The sequence below is a fragment of the Streptomyces sp. NPDC090106 genome (assembly GCF_044747265.1).
GTDB lineage: Bacteria > Actinomycetota > Actinomycetes > Streptomycetales > Streptomycetaceae > Streptomyces.
In genome coordinates, this window is sequence record NZ_JBIVDS010000005.1 from 640,674 (window position 1) to 659,035 (window position 18,362).

An 18,362-nucleotide genomic window follows, 5' to 3' on the forward strand; every position below is an offset into this window, starting at 1 on the left:
GTCACAGGGTTCGGTCGGCAGGCGAACATCGCGATATGTCCTCACTCAGGGTGTCCACGCCCTGGTTCGACGAGACCGGCGGTGAGAGTTCCTGGCTCCCGGGGGTGTCTACCCCGGTGACAGTGGCGGGACCGCGCCGGATTCGCACCGGCTTCCTCTTCTGCCGCCGTACATGGCCCCGGAAGTCCACCACGCCCCCGGAACGGCCGTCAACTTGCCGTTGACCTGCGGGAGCGGAGTGTGGACAACCCCACACCGGCACCGTGACGACGGGCTCGCGGCGACCGGCTCACGGCATGTTTCCCGCCCCGGTGGGCACACAGAGGTCCGCCCTGTCCGGTCCCCGGGAAGGGGACCGGACAGGGCGGACGGGAACGCTGCCGGGTGTCAGGCCACGATCAGGTAGATGCCGTAGCCGACCGCCGCCGCGCAGGCGGCGAAGCAGGCGTAGGCGCCGGTGACCGCGAGGGCGGCGGTGCCGCCCTGTGCGACGGCCCGCTCCTGGCGGGACAGGCCCATCACGCCGAGGGTGAAGAGGGCCACCAGAGCCACGGTGACCACGAGGCTGACGCCGAAGACGGAGCCGAGTGCCGCCCAGTCGATTTCCATGATGCGCTTCCTTGGGTTGCCTGGTGGGGGTCAGGCCGTGGCCTGCGACGGGGTGGGTTCGGTGGCCGCGGGGGCCGGGATCGTGGCGGTCAGGTCGCCGGTGGGCGGCGGGGTGACCGCGGCGATCGCCGTGGTGACGACACCGGCGGGCTCGGCGTCGGCGTCGTTGACGTTGGTGTGGTCGACGACCTCGCGGCGGGAGAGCTTCCAGATCCAGGCGCTGGAGCCGATGAGGAAGGCCGCCACGATCGCGGTGCCCCAGCTGCCGAGGCCGGTGACGTACTCGGCGAGCGCGCCGACCAGGGCCGCCGCCGGGAGGGTCAGGCCCCAGGCCACGAACATCCGGGTGGCGGTGGACCAGCGGACCACGCCGCCCTTGCGGCCGAGGCCCGCGCCCATCACCGATCCGGAGACGGAGTGCGTGGTGGACAGGGAGAAGCCGAGGTGCGAGGAGGCCAGGATGACGGTCGCCGCGCTGGTCTGGGCGGCGAAGCCCTGCTGCGGCTGGAGGTCGGTCAGGCCCTTGCCCATGGTGCGGATGATGCGCCAACCGCCGAGGTAGGTGCCGAGGGCGATGGCCATGCCCGCGGAGAGGATGACCCACAGCGGCGGGTCGGAGTCGGGGGCGACGGCGCCGCCGGCGACCAGGGCGAGGGTGATGATGCCCATCGTCTTCTGGGCGTCGTTGGTGCCGTGGGCGAGGGAGACGAGACCGGCGGAGGCGATCTGGCCCGCGCGGTAGCCCTTCGCGGCGGCCTTGCCGTCGGCCTTCCTGCCGATCGAGTAGGACAGCCGCGTGGCCAGCATGGCCGCGAGACCGGCGACGATCGGGGCCACGACGGCCGGGATCAGGACCTTGGTGACGAGGACGTCGCCGTGGACCGCGCCGACGCCCGCCGAGGCGATGGTCGCGCCGATCAGGCCGCCCATGAGGGCGTGGGAGGAACTGGAGGGCAGGCCCACCAGCCAGGTGAGGAGGTTCCAGAGGATCGCGCCGACCAGGGCGGCGAAGATGACCTCGGGACGGATGCCGGTCTCGTCGACGAGACCCTTGGAGATCGTGTTGGCGACCTCCACGGAGAGGAAGGCGCCCACAAGGTTCAGCACGGCGGACATGGCCACCGCGACCTTGGGCTTGAGTGCACCGGTCGAGATGGTCGTGGCCATCGCGTTGGCGGTGTCGTGAAAACCGTTCGTGAAATCGAACGCAAGTGCGGTTACCACCACAATCGCGAGGATCAGCGAGAAGTTTTCCATTTACCCAGGCAATCGTTCGAGGTCATTGGTCGGATGAACGTAGGTAACCTGGATGAACGGAAGGTGAACTGAGGCGGGCCGCATGGTGTCCGAACGGACTGGTTCCGGTCTGATCGTTTCCCGCCGGAACCACGCGGTCCGTTCGTCGCACGGCTAGGCGCCCCGGGCGAACCTCTTGAGCTGTGCCATGGAGCCGTTGAAGAGATTCTGGTCACCCGGCAGAGAGCCGCTGTTGTCGTACTGCCAGAGCGTCCAGAACGACCACCCGGCGGGCAGCGACCCGGCGTCCGCCGCGTCGTAACGGGCGATCCACAGGGCGTGATCCGACGCGAAGGCGCGGCTGCCGCCGGTGCACCTGTTCCACCAGTGGGCCGTCGTGTAGATCACCGGACGGCGCCCGGTGAGCCGCTTGGTCTCGTCGCTGAAGGACTTGATCCACCGCACCAGCGCGGAGCTCTTCATGTCGTAGCACTTGTGCTTGGCGTCGTACGGGTTGTACTCGATGTCGAGCGCCGGCGGCAGGGTCCAGCCGTCCGCCGTCCACCCGCCCCCGTTGCGTACGAAATGCCGCGCCTGCGCGGCGCCCGACGACTTGTCCGGCAGTGCGAAGTGGTAGGCCCCGCGGATCAGGCCGGCGCCGCGCGAGCCGTTGTACTGCTGGTCGAAATAGGGATTGCGGTACGTGGTGCCCTCGGTCGCCTTCACGTAGACGAACCGGGCGCCCTTGGCCTTCGCGCTCTTCCAGTCGACGTTCTTCTGGTGCGAGGAGACGTCGTGGCCCTTGGGGCCGCCCGCCGCCTCGGCGGGCAGCCCGGCGAGCGCGGTCCCCGTGAGGGCGAGCGCGGTGACGGAGGCCGCCGCGAGACCGCGGCGACGCGGGAACGGAGTGTGGTCACGAGCCATGTTTCCCCCCGGAATGGCGACGTGCGCATGACGTCCGGGACGGCGTGCGGGACGACGTTCGAAACGGCATGCGAAGGTGTGCGAATGGTGTGCGAATGCCGACGTGCGCGACAAAACAGGCAGAGGCTACTGGAAGATCGCGGAACCCTCGTCACTCTCCGGCCAAGCCGGGTGGGCGGGGCATTTGTCCGCTTATGCGGTCTGCCGGAGGTCCGGCCTCCGCCCTAAAGTGCCCCGCCCCACGGCACCCCGGGACCCGCCCTGACAGGATTGCGGCATGGCTGAGCAGCGACGAGACCAACGGGACGCGCGGGACGAGGAGGCACACGCCTGGGCCGAACTCCTCGCCACGGCACGCCGCACGGTCACCGACGGACTCGTCGTCGGCACCTCCGGCAACGTCTCCGTCCGCGTCGGCGACACCGTTCTGGTCACCCCCTCCGGCGTCCCCTACGACCGGCTCACCCCGGACGACATCACCGGCGTGGACCTCCAGGGGCGGCAGACCCTCGGCACGCTCGTCCCGACCAGCGAACTGCCCATGCATCTGGCCGTGTACCGATCCGGCGACGCGGGCGCGGTGGTCCACACCCACGCCGTCCACGCGACCGCCGTCTCGCTGCTCGTCCCCGAGCTGCCCGCGGTCCACTACATGACCGCGGCGCTCGGCGGCGCCGTCCGCGTCGCCCCGTACGCGACGTACGGCAGCCACGAGTTGGCCGAGAACATGCTCCGCGCCCTCGCCGACCGGTCCGCCTGCCTCCTCCGGAACCACGGCACCATCACGTACGGCCAGACCCTGGCCCAGGCCTACGACCGGACCGCCCAGCTCGAATGGATGTGCCGCCTGTGGCTCACGGCGTCCTCCGTCCCCGGCCTGACCCCCAGCCTGCTGACCGAGCCCCAGCTGACCGAGGTGGCGGACCGGCTGCGCGGGTACGGCCAGCCCGACGCCAGGTAGCCGACCCCCACGAGACCTGACCCGTCCGGCACACCAGGCGCACCGGACACCACGGGCCGGCCTTCCGGACGGCGAGGAACCCTTGCCCTCCGGGCGGGCGCCGGGGCTTGGCATGAGCGCACCGGGCCCCTTGCCGGAGCGGGCCGTTCGGGCGCGCGGCTCGGCGGCCCTCCCCCCCGTGCCCTCCGGGCGGACGCCGCGGTTCCACGGGAGCGCCCGGCACACCGGCGGCACGTACCGGACGCCGCAGGACCTGCCGCCGGCGGTGTGGGGTCCGTGGTCTTCGGGTGGGTGCCGCGTGTTCGGGGCAGCGTCCTGGGTTCTTTCCGGTGGCCCGGCGGACCGGCGGTACGTATCGGGCGTCGTGGGACCTGCCGCCGGCGGTGTGGGGTCCGTGTCCTTCGGGCGGGCGCCGTGAGTTCGCTGGAGCGTCCTGGGTTTTTTCCTGTGGGGCGGACCGGGGGCGGCGTATGTCACCCGTACCCGCCGTCCCACTGGCCGGGTCCCCGCTCCGCCAGGACACTGGATCCGTGCGCACTGTCAAAGCGACGGCCGCCGCCGTCACCGTGGCCCTGGCCGCCGGCGCCGCGAGCGTGGCCGCCGGGCGGTACGCCAGCGACGCCGCCCTGAAGGCACCCCCGGGCCGGCCCCTGCCCGGCGAACCCACGCTCACCGTGCACGCCACGGCCGCGGGACAGATCGCCCTCACCCGCGACCTGGCCTCCCTGCGCCCCGGCGTCCACGGCCTCGCGGGCGACGGCACCCACGCCGTCGTCGGCCCCGTCCTCGGCACGGCGCCCCACTCCGCCGACACCGTCGTGCGCCGCCTCGAACGCGTCACCCAGGGCGCCCTGCGGCCCGGCGACAAGGTCCGGCTCACCCCCGAGGTGCACACCGGCGACCCGCGGTCCGCGCTCGGCGTCGACTTCGAGGACATCGAGATCCTCGGCGAACTCGGCTCCCTGCCCGCCTGGTTCGTGCCCGGCGTCCGCGACACCTGGGTCATCACCGTGCACGGCCTCGGCACCACCCGGGCGCTCGCTCTGAACGTCCTGGAGTTCCTCGTCGGCAAGCGGTTCCCGGTCCTCGCCCTCGCCTACCGCGGCGACCACGGCGCACCCCGCTCGCCCGACGGCCTGAACCACCTCGGCGAGACCGAGTGGCGCGACCTGGACGCCGCGATCCGGCACGCCGTGAACCACGGCGCCCGGCAGGTCGTCCTGCACGGCTGGTCCACCGGCGCCACGATGGCCCTGCGCGCCGCCGCCCACTCCGGGGTGCGCGACCGGGTCGCCGGACTCGTCCTGGACTCCCCGGTGCTGAGCTGGGAGACCACCCTGCGCGCCCTCGCCTCCGCCCGCCGCACCCCCGGCGCCCTGCTGCCCCTCGCGGTCCGCGCCGCCCAGGGCCGCACCGGCCTGCGCGGCGACGGGCCCGCCGAGCCCGTCGACCCCCGCGCGCTGAAGGTGCCGACCCTGATCGTCCACGGCCCGGACGACCGCATCGCCCCCTGGGGTCCGTCCCGCAGGCTCGCCGCCGCCCGGCCCGACCTCGTCACCCTCCACCCGGTCCCGCGGGCCGCCCACGGCGCCATGTGGAACGCCGACCCGCACGCCTACGAGGAAACCCTCCGGCGCTTCCTGACCCCGCTGATGTGACCCGCCGACCGGCCCCGGGCCCGCTGTTCCCCCGCCCGCCGGTCCGCCCCCGCCAAACAGACCACCGGGTTCCGTTTAACCCCGTACCACTGGCCGGAACCCGGTACCCGACCCCCCGCCACGACCCGTGCGTTGGCCATCCCCGTAGCCCGCCGTTACATTCCGTTTGGGTTTTCGGACCGTCAACCGGAAGACTGCACCCGTGACGTCCCGTATCCCGCGCGACTCCAGGCTTCGACTCGTCCGCACGCGACCCCTGGCCGCCGCCCCACGAGCGATGAACCAGCGGCCATCGAGCCGCCCCGCACCCCGACCCCCGCAGGGCACACCGGCCCAGGGGGAGCTGGCCAGAATGGCTCGCTCCCGGCTGGCCGGTGCGGCGCGCGTCGCCCACTGGGCCGACGCCGCCCTGGGCCCGGGCACCGACGGCGCCGGAGCCGACGGCAAGGCCACCCTCTCCGACGCCACGGCCGAACGGGCCGCCGCCGACCTCGGCCTGACCGCCGCTCAGGTACGCGCCGACTGGGACACCGCCCGGCTCGCCGGCCTCGTCGAGGTGCACGGCGACAGCGCGCGCCCCGGCTGGCGCCTGCGCGCCTGGGACCGCGACGACAGCGCCGTGCTGCGCGGCTGGGTCGCCCTCTTCGACGCCTGGTCGCTCGCCCACCCGGAACCCGCCGAGCACGAGCACGAGCCCGCCTCCGTCGCCGAGGTCGTCTCCGGCATGCCGCAGGTGCTCTCCTTCCTCCAGCTCTCCGCCGGCCCCGTGCCCATGGAGCAGCTCCTGGACCTCCTGGAGCAGCGGGTCACCGAACTGCGCACCGAACGCTGCGAGGTCGACTACGGCTCCCGCCCCGACGAGGACGGGCCCACCGCCGTCCCCGCCCAGCGGCCCGCCCCCGGTCCCGTGCCGCGGTCGCTGGAACTCGCGCCGCTCCTCGACTGGGCCCTGCACGCCCTCGCCTCGGTCGGCGCCCTCACCTACGGCGACGCCCAGGCGACCCTCACCCCGCTCGGCAGCTGGGCGGTCTGGGTCAAGCTGGAGCAGATCTGCGTCGCCGCGCAGAGTCCCGCGGGCAACATCGAGCAGGGTGCCGAGGACATGCTCCGCGGCTGCGCCCAGCTCCGCCCCAAGGCGGCCCGCGACGAGTACCGCGCCTGGCTCGCCGCCCGCCCCGTCGGCGGGGCCGTCACCGAACTCCTCGGTGCCGCCCGCGGCGAGGACGCCCTGCTGCGCGGCCTCGCCTTCGAGGCGCTGCGGGTCGTCGGCGCCCCCGCCGAACCGGAGGTGCGCGCGGTCGCCGAGGAGCCGACCCTGCGCCCCTACGCCCTGCTCTGGCTCGCCGAGCACGACGGGCACGACCCGGAGGACGCCCACGAGATCCTCACCCGGCAGGAGGCGACCTGGCTGTGGGTCGACACCGCCGCCGCCGTCGCCGACCACGGCGAGGCCCCGCTGCTGGTGCGGCATCTGGAGTCCGCGGTGCAGCCCACCGTGCCCGCCCTGCTCGACGAGGTGCGCGCCGTCGGGCACCCCCGCACCGTGCAGGTCCTGGTCGCCCTCGCCGCCGCCCACCCGGACCCGGCGCTGGCCAAGGCGGTCCGCCGGGCCGCCTTCCAGGTGCACACGGGAGGCAGCTGACCCGCGGGACCGGGAGGGCTCAGGCCGGCAGCTCGGGCGCGTACGTCCCGAAGCTCCACACGTTGCCCTCGCGGTCCCGGGCCATGTAGTCCCGTGCGCCGTACTCCTGGTCCGTCGGGGGCATCAGGATCTCGGCGCCCTGCTCCACGGCCCGCCGGTGGTGTGCGTCGACGTCGTCCACGACGACGTACACCCCGGTCGTGCCCGCGTCCTTCATCGCCGTGTCGAACGGTCCGCCGCGGCCCTTGGAGCCGAGCATCACCACGCCGTTGCCCTGGGTCAGCTCCGCGTGCGTGACCGAGCCGTCCTCGCCCTCGTACACCGACAGCTCGGTGAAGCCGAAGGCCTCCGTCAGCTGCCGGATCGCCGCCTTGGCGTCCGCGTACAGCAGGGTCGGACAGATGCTCGGCCGTGCGCCGCTCGTGTGTGTCATGCCGATCACTCCCTTGTGATGACATACCGGGAATCGGTGCCATGGCCCAGTCTCGCAGCGGGCACTGACAACGCCCTCCGAGCGGGCGGGAGGCTCAGGCGAAGGTGTTGCACTTCGCCATGTCCCCGCTCTCGTACCCGACCCGGAACCACCGCTGCCGCTGCTCGGCCGACCCGTGCGTCCAGGACTCGGGCGTCACCCGGCCCTGGAACCGCTCCTGGATCCGGTCGTCGCCCACCGCCGCCGCCGCGTCCAGACCGTCCGCGATGTCGGCCTCCGTGAGACTGGTGATCAGGGGCCGTCCCGTCGACTCGTCCTTCGTCGTCGTCGCGTGGTGCGCCCACACGCCCGCGTAGCAGTCGGCCTGGAGCTCGACCTTGACGGCGTTGCTGTTCGCGCCGGTCCGCCCGTCCTGCGACCTGCTCAGCGTGCCCATCAGGTCCTGCACGTGATGGCCGTACTCGTGCCCGACGACATAGGCCTGGCCGAAGGCGCCGCCGTTCGCGCCGAACTTGGTCCGCAGCTCGTCGAAGAAGCCGAGGTCCAGATAGACCTTGCGGTCGCCGGGGCAGTAGAACGGCCCGACCGCCGAGGTCGCCGTCCCGCAGGCGGTGCCGACCCGCTGGCTGAAGAAGACCGTGGGGGAGCGGGTGTAGGTGGCGTCGCGCCGCCGGAACTCCTGGTCCCAGAAGTCCTGCACGCTGTTGACGACCGCGACCATGCGGCAGTCGTCCCGGTTGTTGGCGTCCTGGCCGGTCCGGCAGGCCTGCTGCACCTGCGCGAGCCCGGAAGCCGTGGCGGCGGGCTGGTCGCCCGATCCGTCGCTCAGCCCGAGCTGGTCCGGGCCGACGCCCAGGAAGAGACCGAGCAGGAGGGCGATGAGACCGGCGATGCCCCCGCCGACGGTCGCCTTCCCGCCGGGGATGCGGCTGCCGCGCACGTCCTGGACCTCGGAGGTGTCCAGCTTGGCGTCGTCGTCGAACTGCATGGGCCCATCGTCGCCCCGGCCCCCGCGCGCGGCTGCGCACGCTCGCCCGAACGAGCGACGGCGGCGGACGGTGATCGAACACCCCGACCCAGGAAAAGTGCTTGCACCGCCCCGTTAGAATTGGCCGCATGGCCATTCTCCTCGCGCATTAGACGGCGGGAACGTCCTCGTCCGCCCACCCGTCAACCCCTTCCGCCCTGGAGTCTGTCCGTGATCTCCGCCTCCGGTATCGAGCTGCGCGCCGGTGCCCGTGTCCTCATCGAGTCCGCCACCTTCCGTGTCGCCAAGGGCGACCGCATCGGCCTGGTCGGCCGCAACGGCGCGGGCAAGACGACCCTCACCAAGTGCCTGGCGGGCGAGGGCCTCCCGGCCGGCGGCACCATCACCCGCTCCGGCGAGGTCGGCTACCTCCCGCAGGACCCCCGCACCGGCGACCTCGACGTGCTCGCCCGCGACCGCATCCTGTCCGCGCGCGGGCTCGACGTACTGATCCGCAAGATGCGCGAGAACGAGCAGCGCATCGCCAACGGCCAGGGCGCCACCCGCGACAAGGCGATGCGCCAGTACGAGCGCCAGGAGACGGAGTTCCTCACCAAGGGCGGGTACTCCGCCGAGGCCGAGGCCGCCACCATCGCCGCCGCGCTGAACCTGCCCGACCGGGTGCTCGGCCAGCCGCTGCACACCCTCTCCGGCGGTCAGCGCCGCCGTATCGAGCTGGCCCGCATCCTGTTCTCCGACGCGGACACCCTGCTCCTCGACGAGCCGACGAACCACCTCGACGCCGACTCGATCGTCTGGCTGCGCGACTACCTGAAGACGTACCGCGGCGGCTTCATCGTGATCTCCCACGACGTCGACCTGGTCGAGACGGTCGTGAACAAGGTGTTCTACCTGGACGCCAACCGCGCCCAGATCGACGTCTACAACATGGGCTGGAAGCTCTACCAGCAGCAGCGCGAGGCCGACGAGAAGCGCCGCAAGCGCGAGCGGCAGAACGCCGAGAAGAAGGCCGCCGCCCTGCACTCGCAGGCCGACAAGATGCGCGCCAAGGCCACCAAGACGGTCGCCGCGCAGAACATGGCCAAGCGCGCCGACAAGCTGCTCTCGGGCCTCGAAGCGGTCCGGATGCAGGACAAGGTCGCCAAGCTCCGCTTCCCGGAGCCCGCGCCCTGCGGCAAGACCCCGCTGACCGCCGAGGGCCTGTCGAAGTCGTACGGCTCGCTGGAGATCTTCACCGACGTCGACCTGGCCGTCGACAAGGGCTCCCGGGTCGTCATCCTCGGCCTCAACGGCGCGGGCAAGACCACTCTGCTGCGGCTTCTCGGCGGCGTCGAGCAGCCCGACACGGGCGCCGTCGTCCCCGGTCACGGCCTGAAGATCGGTTACTACGCCCAGGAGCACGAGACCCTGGACCCCGAGCGCTCGGTCCTGGAGAACATGCGTTCGGCCGCGCCGGACATGGACCTCGTCGAGGTCCGCAAGGTGCTCGGCTCGTTCCTGTTCTCCGGCGACGACGTCGACAAGCCCGCCGGGGTGCTCTCCGGCGGTGAGAAGACCCGGCTCGCGCTCGCGACCCTGGTCGTCAGCTCGGCCAACGTCCTGCTGCTCGACGAGCCCACCAACAACCTCGACCCGGCCAGCCGCGAGGAGATCCTCGGCGCGCTGCGCACCTACAAGGGCGCCGTCGTCCTCGTCACCCACGACGAGGGCGCCGTCGACGCGCTCCAGCCCGAGCGGATCATCCTGCTGCCCGACGGCATCGAGGACCTGTGGGGCAACGACTACGCGGACCTCGTCGCCCTCGCTTGATCGAAAGCGTGATCCACGGCGTATGGATCATTCGGCTTATCGGTGATCCACCATCTGTGTGAGATCTCCTCGTACCGGGGTGTGTCCTACATCGATTTCGCGGCCGATTCCTTTGTCGACAAGGGATCGGCCGCGCCGCGTCTCTGACCTGGCACTTCACGAAAGAACCCGTTCGGCGGTACGAACACGTCTCACCGGAATCACAGATTCCGTATGTGGGGACGCGCTCCTGTCGTCACAACCTTGTCTTACGGACCTTGCCGAATGGGTGGCCAGGACGGCCCGGAGGGGTGATCATGAGGAGACCAGAGCGCACTTCCCATGAGGAGGCACGGGTGGCCGAGACTCTGAAGAAGGGCAGCCGGGTAACCGGCGCCGCGCGCGACAAGCTCGCGGCAGACCTGAAGAAGAAGTACGACTCCGGTGCGAGCATTCGGGCACTGGCCGAGGAAACCGGCCGCTCGTATGGCTTCGTCCACCGGATGCTCAGCGAGTCGGGCGTCACGCTCCGTGGGCGTGGCGGGGCGACGCGGGGCAAGAAAGCCACCGGCTGACCCCGGGCGGCCCATCGGCTTCGATGGTGGCCACCCGGTCGCTCGATCGATCGACCGGGTGGTTACTGTGCAGTCACTTAGCTCATCGCTGGCTGACCGCACCATCGGAGGCGTCCATGGCATCGCTCGACCCGGTACTCGACAAGGACGGCGTACGGCTGACCGTCGACGACAGTCTCGCGACGGTGACGCTGACCAACCCGGCCAAGCGCAACGCGCAGAGCCCCGCTCTGTGGCGTGCGCTGGCCGAGGCGGGCCGGTCGCTGCCCGGGTCCGTCCGGGTCGTCGTCCTGCGCGCCGAGGGCAAGTCGTTCTCGGCGGGACTGGACCGGCAGGCGTTCACGCCCGAGGGCTTCGACGGCGAGCCGTCGTTCATCGACCTCGCGCGCGGTGACGACGCCGAACTCGACGCGACCATCGCCGAGTACCAGGAGGCGTTCACCTGGTGGCGGCGCAACGACGTCGTGTCGATCGCCGCTGTCCAAGGGCATGCCATCGGAGCGGGCTTCCAGCTCGCGCTCGGCTGTGACCTGCGCGTCGTCGCCGACGACGTGCAGTTCGCGATGCGCGAGACCAGCCTCGGTCTGGTCCCCGACCTCACCGGCACGCACCCCCTCCTCTCCCTGGTCGGCTACGCCCGCGCGCTGGAGATCTGCGCCACCGGGCGCGCCGTCCTGGCCGAGGAATCCGTGAGCACCGGCCTCGCCAACATCGCCGTCCCCCTCGACCAGCTCGACGACGCCGTGCGCGACCTCGCCGCGGCGCTCCTCGCCGCGCCCCGCGACGCCGTCATCGAGACCAAGGCACTGCTGCGCGGCGCCCAGGACCGGACCTACGAGGAGCAGCGCGCCGCCGAGCGGGCCGCCCAGGCGCGCCGCCTGCGGGACCTCGCCGGTATCGGCGAGTAGCCGCTTCACCCGGTCCGCCCGGTCAGACGACGGCGGTCACCAGCACCGCCACCGTCGGACGGCCGGGCACCGCCTGCCTCACCCGCGCGCGGACCGCACGGGCCACCTCCACGGCCCGGTGGTCCGCGTCGACCACCACCTCGATGCGCACATGCTCCCGCGGCAGCGCCGCCCCGGCCCCCACCTGGCTCCCGAGCAGCCGTGTCACCCCCGCCACCCCGGGCACGGAGAGCGCCGCCAGCGCCGCCGGGTCGTCGCCCGCCCCGGCCGGCGCGGGCTCCGGCACCCGGACGGCCCCGTCGTCCGGCACGTCCTCCAGCAGCCCCGTCACCCGCAGGTCGATCTCCGCGACCTCCAGCCCGAGCCCCTCCCGCGCGGCTCTCGCCAGCGCCGCCCGCAGGTGGGCCGCCGTCGCGGGCAGCGGATCGGCCCCGGTCGCCGCGACATCCGCCTCCAGCCGCAGCGGTCCCGGCGGCAGCGCGCTCGGCGGCGCCGGTACGACCGGCTCGCGGACGTCGAGCGGGTCGGCGAGCGCGATCCGCAACCCTTCCAGCCGAACGCCCCGCAGCTCCCGCACCGCGCGCCGCAGCACCGAATCGGCCGCCTCCTCCGCGATCCACGCGCCGTCGCGCGCGCCGCCCAGCGGCAGCAGTCTGCCGAGCCCCAGCTGCCGCCGTACGGCCTTCGTCCACCGGTCCGTCATCGCTCCAGCCTGCCGCATCCCCGGCGCGCGCGGCGGGAACCCCACATACGGTGGTTCAAGGACGACTACCGAAGGAGACGTACGGCGATGAGCGACATGACGCAGACTCCCGAGGTGGAGAGCGGCGGACAGCCGCGCAGGACCACCAAGCGCGGCGGCGGCGACCCGGCGACCCGGGGCAGGACCACCATCGCGGACGGTGTCGTCGAGAAGATCGCCGGGCTCGCCGCCCGGGACGTCCTCGGCGTGCACGCCATGGGCAGCGGCCTCAGCCGCACCTTCGGAGCCGTCCGGGACCGGGTGCCCGGCGGCTCCAAGTCCGTCACCCGCGGTGTGAAGGCCGAGGTCGGCGAGGTGCAGACCGCGCTCGACCTGGAGATCGTCGTGGACTACGGCGTCTCCATCGCCGATGTGGCACGGGCCGTGCGCGAGAACGTCGTCGCGGCGGTCGAACGGATGACCGGCCTGGAGGTCGTCGAGGTCAACATCGCGGTGAGCGATGTGAAGCTGCCGGACGAAGAGGACGAGGAACCGGAGCCCCGGATCCAGTGACCGCCGGCCGTCGAGGGGAGCACACGGTATGAACATGGCCGTCGTCGGCATGATCGCCGGCATGGCGCTGGGCTTCGCCGGATACTTCGGTGGATTCGGAGCCTTCCTGCTGGTGGCCGCCCTGGGCGCCATCGGCTTCGTCGTCGGCCGGTTCCTGGAGGGCGACCTGGAACTCGGCGACTTCTTCCGCACCCGTGACGACCGGCGCGACCGGCGGTGACGGAGGTGACCCAGGCCGCGCCGACGGCCGTACCGCCCGCGGAGCGCGGTGCGACCCGGATCGCCGACCGGGTCGTCGCGAAGATCGCCTCCCAGGCGGCCCGGGAGGCGGTCGGTGAGCTGCCGGAGGGCGGCGCGCCCCCGCAGGCGACCGTCGTGGTCCACCACGACGTGGCCCGCGTCCGCGTCCATCTCGAACTCGACTACCCCACCGACATCGGGGCCCGCTGCGCGCGGGTGCGTCGTCATGTCGCCGAGCGGGTAGGCGCGTTGGTGGGAATGGAGGTGCCGGAGGTCGCCGTGCACGTGGAGCGGCTGCATCCGGTACAAGGCGCGGTACACGGGAGGACGCGATGAGCGACCCTCAGAGCGGCGAGGGGACCACCGAACGGCTGCCCGTACTGGAGAAGGCGCCACCACCCGACCTGGACCAGTCCTCGTCGGCCGCCGCCTACCAGCCACCGCCCGTGCCGGCGGGGGAGGGCTCGGAGCGGCGCTTCTGGTCCGCGCGGCGCGTCCCGGCGGCGGTCCTCGCGGTGCTGCTGCTCCTGCTCGCGGGACTCTTCCTCTACGACATCGCGGCCGTCCGCGCCGACCGGCCCGCCATGCACTGGCGCCGCGAACTGGCCGCGCAGTTCGCCGAACGGCCTCTCGACGACACCTGGGTGCTCGTCGGCGCGGGCGTCGCCGCCGCCCTCGGCGTCTGGCTGATCGTCCTCGCCGCCACCCCCGGGCTGCGCGCCGTCCTGCCCATGGGCCGCGTCCACGCCGACGTACGCGCCGGACTGCACCGCGACGCCGCCGCCCTGGTCCTGCGGGACCGCGCCGTCGAGGTGGCCGGCGTCCAGTCGGCCCGCGTCCGGCTCACCCGGCGCAGGGCGGACGTCCGTGCCGTCTCCCACTTCCGTGAACTGGACGACGTACGCGCCGACCTGGACGCCGTGCTCGCCGAGGCGATCCGAGGGCTGGGCCTGTCCCGGCCGCCCGCGCTCTCGGTCCATGTGCGCCGGCCCGGACGGAAGGGGTGAACGCGATGCTCAGGATCGTCAACCGCGTCCTGCTGGGCGTGACCGGGCTGGTGCTGCTGCTCCTCGGCGGCGCGGTACTGGCCGTCGGACTGGGCGCGAACCCGCCCTCCTGGTGGATCCACGACAGCCGTCACGACGTGCTCCTCGACGACGCCGAACGCACCCGCTGGCACGACGCGGGCTGGTGGTGGCCGACGGTCATCGCCGTCCTCGCGGTGCTGCTCCTGCTCGCCCTGTGGTGGCTGACGGCCGTCCTGCGCCGGCACCGCCTCGCCGAGGTCCTCGTCGACACCGGCGACGGCGAGGGCGCGCTGCTGCGGGGGCGGGCCCTGGAGGGCGTCCTCGCGGGCGAGGCCGCCCGGCTGGACGGCGTCTCCCACGCCCACACCCGCCTCACCGGCCGCCGAAGCGCCCCCGAGGCCCGCGTACGGCTCCTCCTGGAACCCCACGCCGACCCCGGAACGGCCCTGCGGAACCTGACCGACGACGCCCTCACCCACGCCCGCAACTCGGCCGGGCTCGCGTCCCTCCCGGCCGAGATCCGTATGAAGGCGGTCAAGCACCGCGCGGAGCGGGTGAGCTGACGGAGCCGACGGACCGGCGACGCGCGCGGCCAGGACCCGCGCGGCCAGGAGCCGCCCGGCCCGCGCGCGGGGTCAGAAGCCGTGACGCATGCCGCCGTCGACCGGCAGCATGACTCCCGTCAGATAGGAGGCGGCCGGGGACAGCAGGAAGGCCGCCGTGCGGCCGAACTCCTCCGGACGCCCGTACCGGCGCAGCGGGATGCGGGACTCGTTGGCGGCCCGGGTCGCCTCCGGGTCCGCCGACAGGCCGTCCAGCTCGCGCACCCGGTCCGTGTCGATCCGGGACGGCAGCAGCCCCACCACGCGGATACCGCGCGGGCCCAGCTCGTCGGCGATCGACTTGGCGAAGCCGGCGAGCCCGGGACGCAGCCCGTTGGAGATGGTCAGCCCCGGGATCGGCTCGTGCACCGACCCCGACAGCACGAACCCGATGACCCCGCCCGCCTCCAGCTCCGCCGCCGCGGCCCGCGCGAGCCGCACCGCGCCCAGGAACACCGACTCGAACGCCCGGGCCCAGTGCTCGTCCGTGTTGTCGGCGACGAACCCCGGCGCGGGACCGCCCACGCTGATGAGGACGCCGTCGAAGCCGCCGAAGTGCTCGCGCGCGGCGGCGATCAGCCGGGCGGGCGCCTCGGGATCGGCGTTGTCGACGGCCACGCCGACCGCGTTCGGCCCCAGTCCGGCCGCCGCGTCGGCGACCCGCTGCTCGTCCCGCCCGCTCAGCACGACCTTCGCGCCGTCGGCGACCAGCTCGCGCGCGGAGGCGTTGCCGAGGCCGCGGGTGGCCCCGGTCACGACGTACACCCGGTCCTTCAGTCCAAGATCCATGGTCCCTATCCTGCCTCGTCCGCCCCGTACAGGGTGAGGGCGGTGTTCACCAGCCCGATGTGGCTGAACGCCTGCGGGAAGTTGCCGAGCTGACGGCCCGCCGCCGGGTCGTACTCCTCGGCCAGCAGCCCCACGTCGTTGGTGAGGCCCAGCAGCCGCTCGAACAGCTCGCGCGCCTCTCGGGTGCGCCCGGTCAGATGCAGCGCGTCCGCCAGCCAGAACGAGCACGCCAGGAACGTCCCCTCGTCGCCGGGCAGTCCGTCCACCGCCGTGCCGTCCGTGCTGTAGCGGCGTACGAAGCCGTCCTGCCCGAGCTCCGCGCGGATCGCGTCGACCGTGCCGACCACCCGGGGGTCGTCCGGGGGCAGGAAACCGACGCGGGGGATGAGCAGGAGCGACGCGTCGAGCTCACGGGAGCCGTAGGACTGGGTGAAGGTGTTGCGCGTGGCGTCGAAGCCCTTCTCGCACACCTCGCGGTGCACCTCGTCCCGCATCGCGCGCCACCCGTCGAGGTCACCGCGCAGCCGCGGGTACTGCTCCAGGGCGCGGACGGCCCGGTCGGCGGCGACCCACACCATCACCTTGGAGTGGACGAAGTGACGGCGTCCGCCGCGCACCTCCCACAGCCCCTCGTCGGGCTGGCGCCACGCCTCGCGCAGGAACTCCATCAGCGCGACCTGCAACGACCAGATGTGCGGCTTCGTCGGCAGGCCCGCGCCGCGGGCCAGTTCGAGGGAGTCCATCACCTCGCCGTACACGTCCAGCTGGAGCTGGTCCACCGCGCCGTTGCCGATCCGCACCGGGGTCGAGCCGGCGTACCCCGCGAGCCAGGGCAGCTCGCACTCGGGCAGCCGCCGCTCGCCCGCGAGGCCGTACATGATCTGGAGGTCCGCCGGATCACCGGCGACCGCGCGCAGCAGCCAGTCGCGCCACGCCTCCGCCTCCTCCACGTACCCCGCCGACAGCAGCGCGCCGAGCGTGAGGGTGGAGTCGCGCAGCCAGCAGTAGCGGTAGTCCCAGTTGCGGACGCCGCCCAGCTCCTCCGGCAGCGAGGTGGTGGCCGCCGCGACGATCCCCCCGGTCGGCCGGTACGCGAGCGCCTTGAGCGTGATCAGGGAGCGCAGCACGGCGTCCTGGTGCGGACCGTCGTAGCGGCAGCGCGCCGACCACGCCTGCCAGTCCTCGACGCTCGCCCGCAGCGAGTCGTAGGGGTCGGTCAGCGGCGGGCGCGGCTCGTGGGAGGGGTGCCAGGTCAGCACGAACGCCACCGTCTCGCCCTCCTTGACGGTGAACTCCGCGTGGGTGCCGAAGTCCTCGCCCCAGGTGCGCACCTCGGGCTCGCTGCGCAGCCACATGGAGTCCGGGCCCGCGACGGCCACCCGGTGGCCGTCCGAGCGGCGCATCCACGGGATGACCGAGCCGTAGTCGAACCGCAGCCGCAGGGTGCTGCGGACGGTGACCTCACCGCTGAGGCCCTCGACGACGCGGACGACGTCGGGGGCGCGGTCGCGCTGCGGCATCAGGTCGGTGACGCGGACCGAGCCCTCGTCCGTGTCCCACTCGGTGTCCAGGACGAGGGTGCCGGGCCGGTACGAGCGGCGGGTGCACAGGCCCTGTGCCCCTTTGGGCGCGATGCGCCAGTGGCCGTTCTCCTCGTCGCCGAGCAGCCGCGCGAAACACGCGGCCGAGTCGAAGCGGGGCAGGCACAGCCAGTCGATGCTGCCGTTCCTGCCGACCAGGGCGGCGGTCTGTTCGTCGCCGATGACGGCGTAGTCCTCGATACGTGGGTGCACGGGATTGCGGGTTCCCGGCGGGGCGGCGGGGCAATCCGGCAGGAGGCCGCCCGAGTGATCCGGACGGGCGCGGGTCAGGCCCGCACGGCGGCGGGCTCGGCCCGCTCGGCCGTGCCCTGCTCCGCCTTCTCCCGGCGGTCGCGCAGCTCGCGCCGCATCAGGACGATCCAGCCGACGGGGACGCCCGCGGCGAACAGCCACCACTGGAGGGCGTACGCGTAGTTGAGCGCGGCGTTCTCCATGCCCGGCTTGCCCACCAGCTCCGGGGTGTCGCCGCTCGGTTCGGGCGCGGTCTGCGCGATGTAGCCGCCGAGGACCCGCTCGCCGAGCCGCTCGGCCTCCTGCGCGCTGTTGATCAGCATGATCTGGCGGTCGGGCAGCCCCTTGAGGTCCTTGATGCCGCTCGCCTCGGTCGTCTCGTCCGGCATCAGCCGTCCGGTGACCGTGACCTCGCCCTCCGGGGGCGCCGGGACCTTCGGGAAGGCCGTCTGGGTCGGGGCGTTCGCGGGGATCCAGCCCCGGTTGACCAGCAGCACCTTGCCGTCGTCGAGGACGAAGGGGGTCAGGACGAGGAAGCCGACCTCGTCGTCGGCGTTGGTGCGGCGGCGGACGACGACCTCGCGCCCGGTGTCGAACCGGCCGGTCGCGGTCACGGGGTGGTACCGCTCGGCGCTCGTCACCGCGTGCCCCGGAGCGCTCAGCGACTCGACGGGAACGGCCTTCGCGGACAGCGCGTCGGACACGAGCTGGTTGCGGGCGCTGCGCTCGTCGTAGCGGTGCATCTGCCAGATGCCCAGCCTGATCATCGTGGGGATGAGCAGCAGGGCGACCAGCGTGAGGATCACCCACTGCCGGGACAACAGGAAGCGGTACACCCCACGACCGTACAACTCGGTCGGTGGGGTGCCCGCACAGGGGTCCGGTCCGGGGCCC

The 18,362-nt window shown here is 73.0% G+C and carries 20 protein-coding genes and 1 riboswitch; of the genes, 11 read left to right on the plus strand and 9 right to left on the minus strand.

Annotated features, from left to right (window positions below; all coding sequences use genetic code 11):
* Nucleotides 1–64 precede the first annotated feature (64 nt).
* A riboswitch (cobalamin riboswitch) is annotated at nt 65–207 on the minus strand.
* A gap of 180 nt (nt 208–387) precedes the next feature.
* The 3 genes from ACIPSE_RS19935 to ACIPSE_RS19945 form a co-directional block, all read right to left on the minus strand.
* A complete protein-coding gene (locus tag ACIPSE_RS19935; protein WP_401664376.1) occupies nt 388–609 on the minus strand; it encodes a hypothetical protein in 222 nt (73 codons plus the stop codon).
* Nucleotides 610–639: 30 nt separating this feature from the next.
* Nucleotides 640–1,866 (minus strand): anion permease, encoded by a 1,227-nt coding sequence (locus ACIPSE_RS19940; protein ID WP_401664377.1) that lies wholly within the window; start codon nt 1,864–1,866, stop codon nt 640–642.
* Nucleotides 1,867–2,019: 153 nt separating this feature from the next.
* Nucleotides 2,020–2,769 carry a lysozyme gene (locus ACIPSE_RS19945; RefSeq protein WP_401664378.1) on the minus strand — a complete coding sequence of 250 codons (750 nt, stop codon included), beginning with the start codon at nt 2,767–2,769 and terminating at the stop codon, nt 2,020–2,022.
* A 277-nt stretch (nt 2,770–3,046) separates the two neighbouring features.
* Between ACIPSE_RS19945 and ACIPSE_RS19950 the strand changes: the two genes are divergently transcribed.
* The 3 genes from ACIPSE_RS19950 (at nt 3,047) to ACIPSE_RS19960 (ending at nt 7,030) form a co-directional block, all read left to right on the plus strand.
* On the plus strand, nt 3,047–3,730 hold the full coding sequence (locus ACIPSE_RS19950) for a class II aldolase/adducin family protein (protein ID WP_401664379.1): 684 nt from the start codon (nt 3,047–3,049) through the stop codon (nt 3,728–3,730).
* A gap of 530 nt (nt 3,731–4,260) precedes the next feature.
* A complete protein-coding gene (locus ACIPSE_RS19955) occupies nt 4,261–5,388 on the plus strand; it encodes an alpha/beta hydrolase family protein (protein ID WP_401664380.1) in 1,128 nt (375 codons plus the stop codon).
* 277 nt (nt 5,389–5,665) lie between these two features.
* A complete protein-coding gene (locus ACIPSE_RS19960) occupies nt 5,666–7,030 on the plus strand; it encodes a hypothetical protein (RefSeq protein WP_401664460.1) in 1,365 nt (454 codons plus the stop codon).
* 19 nt (nt 7,031–7,049) lie between these two features.
* Here ACIPSE_RS19960 and ACIPSE_RS19965 read toward each other — a convergent pair whose 3' ends face one another.
* Together ACIPSE_RS19965 and ACIPSE_RS19970 are read right to left on the minus strand one after the other, a co-directional pair.
* The gene (locus ACIPSE_RS19965; RefSeq protein ID WP_401664381.1) at nt 7,050–7,463 is read right to left on the minus strand and encodes a VOC family protein; all 414 of its coding nucleotides are present in this window, start codon (nt 7,461–7,463) and stop codon (nt 7,050–7,052) included.
* A 94-nt stretch (nt 7,464–7,557) separates the two neighbouring features.
* On the minus strand, nt 7,558–8,451 hold the full coding sequence (locus tag ACIPSE_RS19970; RefSeq protein WP_401664382.1) for a neutral zinc metallopeptidase: 894 nt from the start codon (nt 8,449–8,451) through the stop codon (nt 7,558–7,560).
* A 210-nt stretch (nt 8,452–8,661) separates the two neighbouring features.
* Between ACIPSE_RS19970 and ACIPSE_RS19975 the strand changes: the two genes are divergently transcribed.
* From ACIPSE_RS19975 to ACIPSE_RS19985, 3 genes are all read left to right on the plus strand, one after another.
* Nucleotides 8,662–10,260 (plus strand): ABC-F family ATP-binding cassette domain-containing protein, encoded by a 1,599-nt coding sequence (locus tag ACIPSE_RS19975; protein WP_401664383.1) that lies wholly within the window; start codon nt 8,662–8,664, stop codon nt 10,258–10,260.
* A 335-nt stretch (nt 10,261–10,595) separates the two neighbouring features.
* Nucleotides 10,596–10,814, plus strand: coding sequence for a helix-turn-helix domain-containing protein (locus ACIPSE_RS19980; protein WP_328428641.1), 219 nt, complete (start codon nt 10,596–10,598; stop codon nt 10,812–10,814).
* A 116-nt stretch (nt 10,815–10,930) separates the two neighbouring features.
* On the plus strand, nt 10,931–11,722 hold the full coding sequence (locus ACIPSE_RS19985; protein ID WP_401664384.1) for an enoyl-CoA hydratase/isomerase family protein: 792 nt from the start codon (nt 10,931–10,933) through the stop codon (nt 11,720–11,722).
* A gap of 22 nt (nt 11,723–11,744) precedes the next feature.
* Here the strand turns inward: ACIPSE_RS19985 and ACIPSE_RS19990 are convergent, their stop codons facing one another.
* Nucleotides 11,745–12,425, minus strand: a complete 681-nt coding sequence (locus ACIPSE_RS19990) for a nucleopolyhedrovirus P10 family protein (protein WP_401664385.1) — start codon at nt 12,423–12,425, stop codon at nt 11,745–11,747.
* 87 nt (nt 12,426–12,512) lie between these two features.
* Between ACIPSE_RS19990 and ACIPSE_RS19995 the strand changes: the two genes are divergently transcribed.
* From ACIPSE_RS19995 to amaP, 5 genes are read left to right on the plus strand one after another with little or no spacing between them, the layout of a single operon-like run.
* Nucleotides 12,513–12,977 (plus strand): Asp23/Gls24 family envelope stress response protein, encoded by a 465-nt coding sequence (locus ACIPSE_RS19995; RefSeq protein ID WP_401664386.1) that lies wholly within the window; start codon nt 12,513–12,515, stop codon nt 12,975–12,977.
* A gap of 28 nt (nt 12,978–13,005) precedes the next feature.
* Complete coding sequence (locus ACIPSE_RS20000; protein WP_401664387.1) at nt 13,006–13,197, plus strand: hypothetical protein; 192 nt, start codon at nt 13,006–13,008, stop codon at nt 13,195–13,197.
* A gap of 5 nt (nt 13,198–13,202) precedes the next feature.
* Nucleotides 13,203–13,553 (plus strand): Asp23/Gls24 family envelope stress response protein, encoded by a 351-nt coding sequence (locus ACIPSE_RS20005; RefSeq protein WP_401664388.1) that lies wholly within the window; start codon nt 13,203–13,205, stop codon nt 13,551–13,553.
* The gene (locus tag ACIPSE_RS20010; RefSeq protein ID WP_401664389.1) at nt 13,550–14,224 is read left to right on the plus strand and encodes a DUF6286 domain-containing protein; all 675 of its coding nucleotides are present in this window, start codon (nt 13,550–13,552) and stop codon (nt 14,222–14,224) included. Before ACIPSE_RS20005 ends, ACIPSE_RS20010 begins: the two co-directional genes overlap by 4 nt.
* Before the next feature lie 5 nt (nt 14,225–14,229).
* Nucleotides 14,230–14,808 carry an alkaline shock response membrane anchor protein AmaP gene (gene amaP / locus ACIPSE_RS20015; protein ID WP_401664390.1) on the plus strand — a complete coding sequence of 193 codons (579 nt, stop codon included), beginning with the start codon at nt 14,230–14,232 and terminating at the stop codon, nt 14,806–14,808.
* Nucleotides 14,809–14,880: 72 nt separating this feature from the next.
* On the opposite strand, the gene ACIPSE_RS20020 is transcribed toward amaP, so the two are convergent.
* The 3 genes from ACIPSE_RS20020 to ACIPSE_RS20030 all read right to left on the minus strand — a co-directional run bounded on the left by ACIPSE_RS20020 (nt 14,881) and on the right by ACIPSE_RS20030 (nt 18,304).
* Nucleotides 14,881–15,636, minus strand: coding sequence for an SDR family oxidoreductase (locus ACIPSE_RS20020; protein WP_401664391.1), 756 nt, complete (start codon nt 15,634–15,636; stop codon nt 14,881–14,883).
* 5 nt (nt 15,637–15,641) lie between these two features.
* Complete coding sequence (locus tag ACIPSE_RS20025) at nt 15,642–17,429, minus strand: glycoside hydrolase family 15 protein (RefSeq protein WP_401664392.1); 1,788 nt, start codon at nt 17,427–17,429, stop codon at nt 15,642–15,644.
* Between the two features lie 74 nt (nt 17,430–17,503).
* Nucleotides 17,504–18,304 carry an SURF1 family protein gene (locus tag ACIPSE_RS20030; RefSeq protein ID WP_401664393.1) on the minus strand — a complete coding sequence of 267 codons (801 nt, stop codon included), beginning with the start codon at nt 18,302–18,304 and terminating at the stop codon, nt 17,504–17,506.
* Nucleotides 18,305–18,362 lie beyond the last annotated feature (58 nt).

Coding starts and splice junctions, on each gene's coding strand:
- ACIPSE_RS19935 (WP_401664376.1), bottom strand. CDS start 609: ATGGAAATCGACTGGGCGGCACTCGGCTCCGTCTTCGGCGTCAGCCTC.
- ACIPSE_RS19940 (WP_401664377.1), bottom strand. CDS start 1,866: ATGGAAAACTTCTCGCTGATCCTCGCGATTGTGGTGGTAACCGCACTT.
- ACIPSE_RS19945 (WP_401664378.1), bottom strand. CDS start 2,769: ATGGCTCGTGACCACACTCCGTTCCCGCGTCGCCGCGGTCTCGCGGCG.
- ACIPSE_RS19950 (WP_401664379.1), top strand. CDS start 3,047: ATGGCTGAGCAGCGACGAGACCAACGGGACGCGCGGGACGAGGAGGCA.
- ACIPSE_RS19960 (WP_401664460.1), top strand. CDS start 5,666: ATGAACCAGCGGCCATCGAGCCGCCCCGCACCCCGACCCCCGCAGGGC.
- ACIPSE_RS19965 (WP_401664381.1), bottom strand. CDS start 7,463: ATGACACACACGAGCGGCGCACGGCCGAGCATCTGTCCGACCCTGCTG.
- ACIPSE_RS19970 (WP_401664382.1), bottom strand. CDS start 8,451: ATGCAGTTCGACGACGACGCCAAGCTGGACACCTCCGAGGTCCAGGAC.
- ACIPSE_RS19985 (WP_401664384.1), top strand. CDS start 10,931: ATGGCATCGCTCGACCCGGTACTCGACAAGGACGGCGTACGGCTGACC.
- ACIPSE_RS19990 (WP_401664385.1), bottom strand. CDS start 12,425: ATGACGGACCGGTGGACGAAGGCCGTACGGCGGCAGCTGGGGCTCGGC.
- ACIPSE_RS19995 (WP_401664386.1), top strand. CDS start 12,513: ATGAGCGACATGACGCAGACTCCCGAGGTGGAGAGCGGCGGACAGCCG.
- ACIPSE_RS20000 (WP_401664387.1), top strand. CDS start 13,006: ATGAACATGGCCGTCGTCGGCATGATCGCCGGCATGGCGCTGGGCTTC.
- ACIPSE_RS20010 (WP_401664389.1), top strand. CDS start 13,550: ATGAGCGACCCTCAGAGCGGCGAGGGGACCACCGAACGGCTGCCCGTA.
- amaP (WP_401664390.1), top strand. CDS start 14,230: ATGCTCAGGATCGTCAACCGCGTCCTGCTGGGCGTGACCGGGCTGGTG.
- ACIPSE_RS20020 (WP_401664391.1), bottom strand. CDS start 15,636: ATGGATCTTGGACTGAAGGACCGGGTGTACGTCGTGACCGGGGCCACC.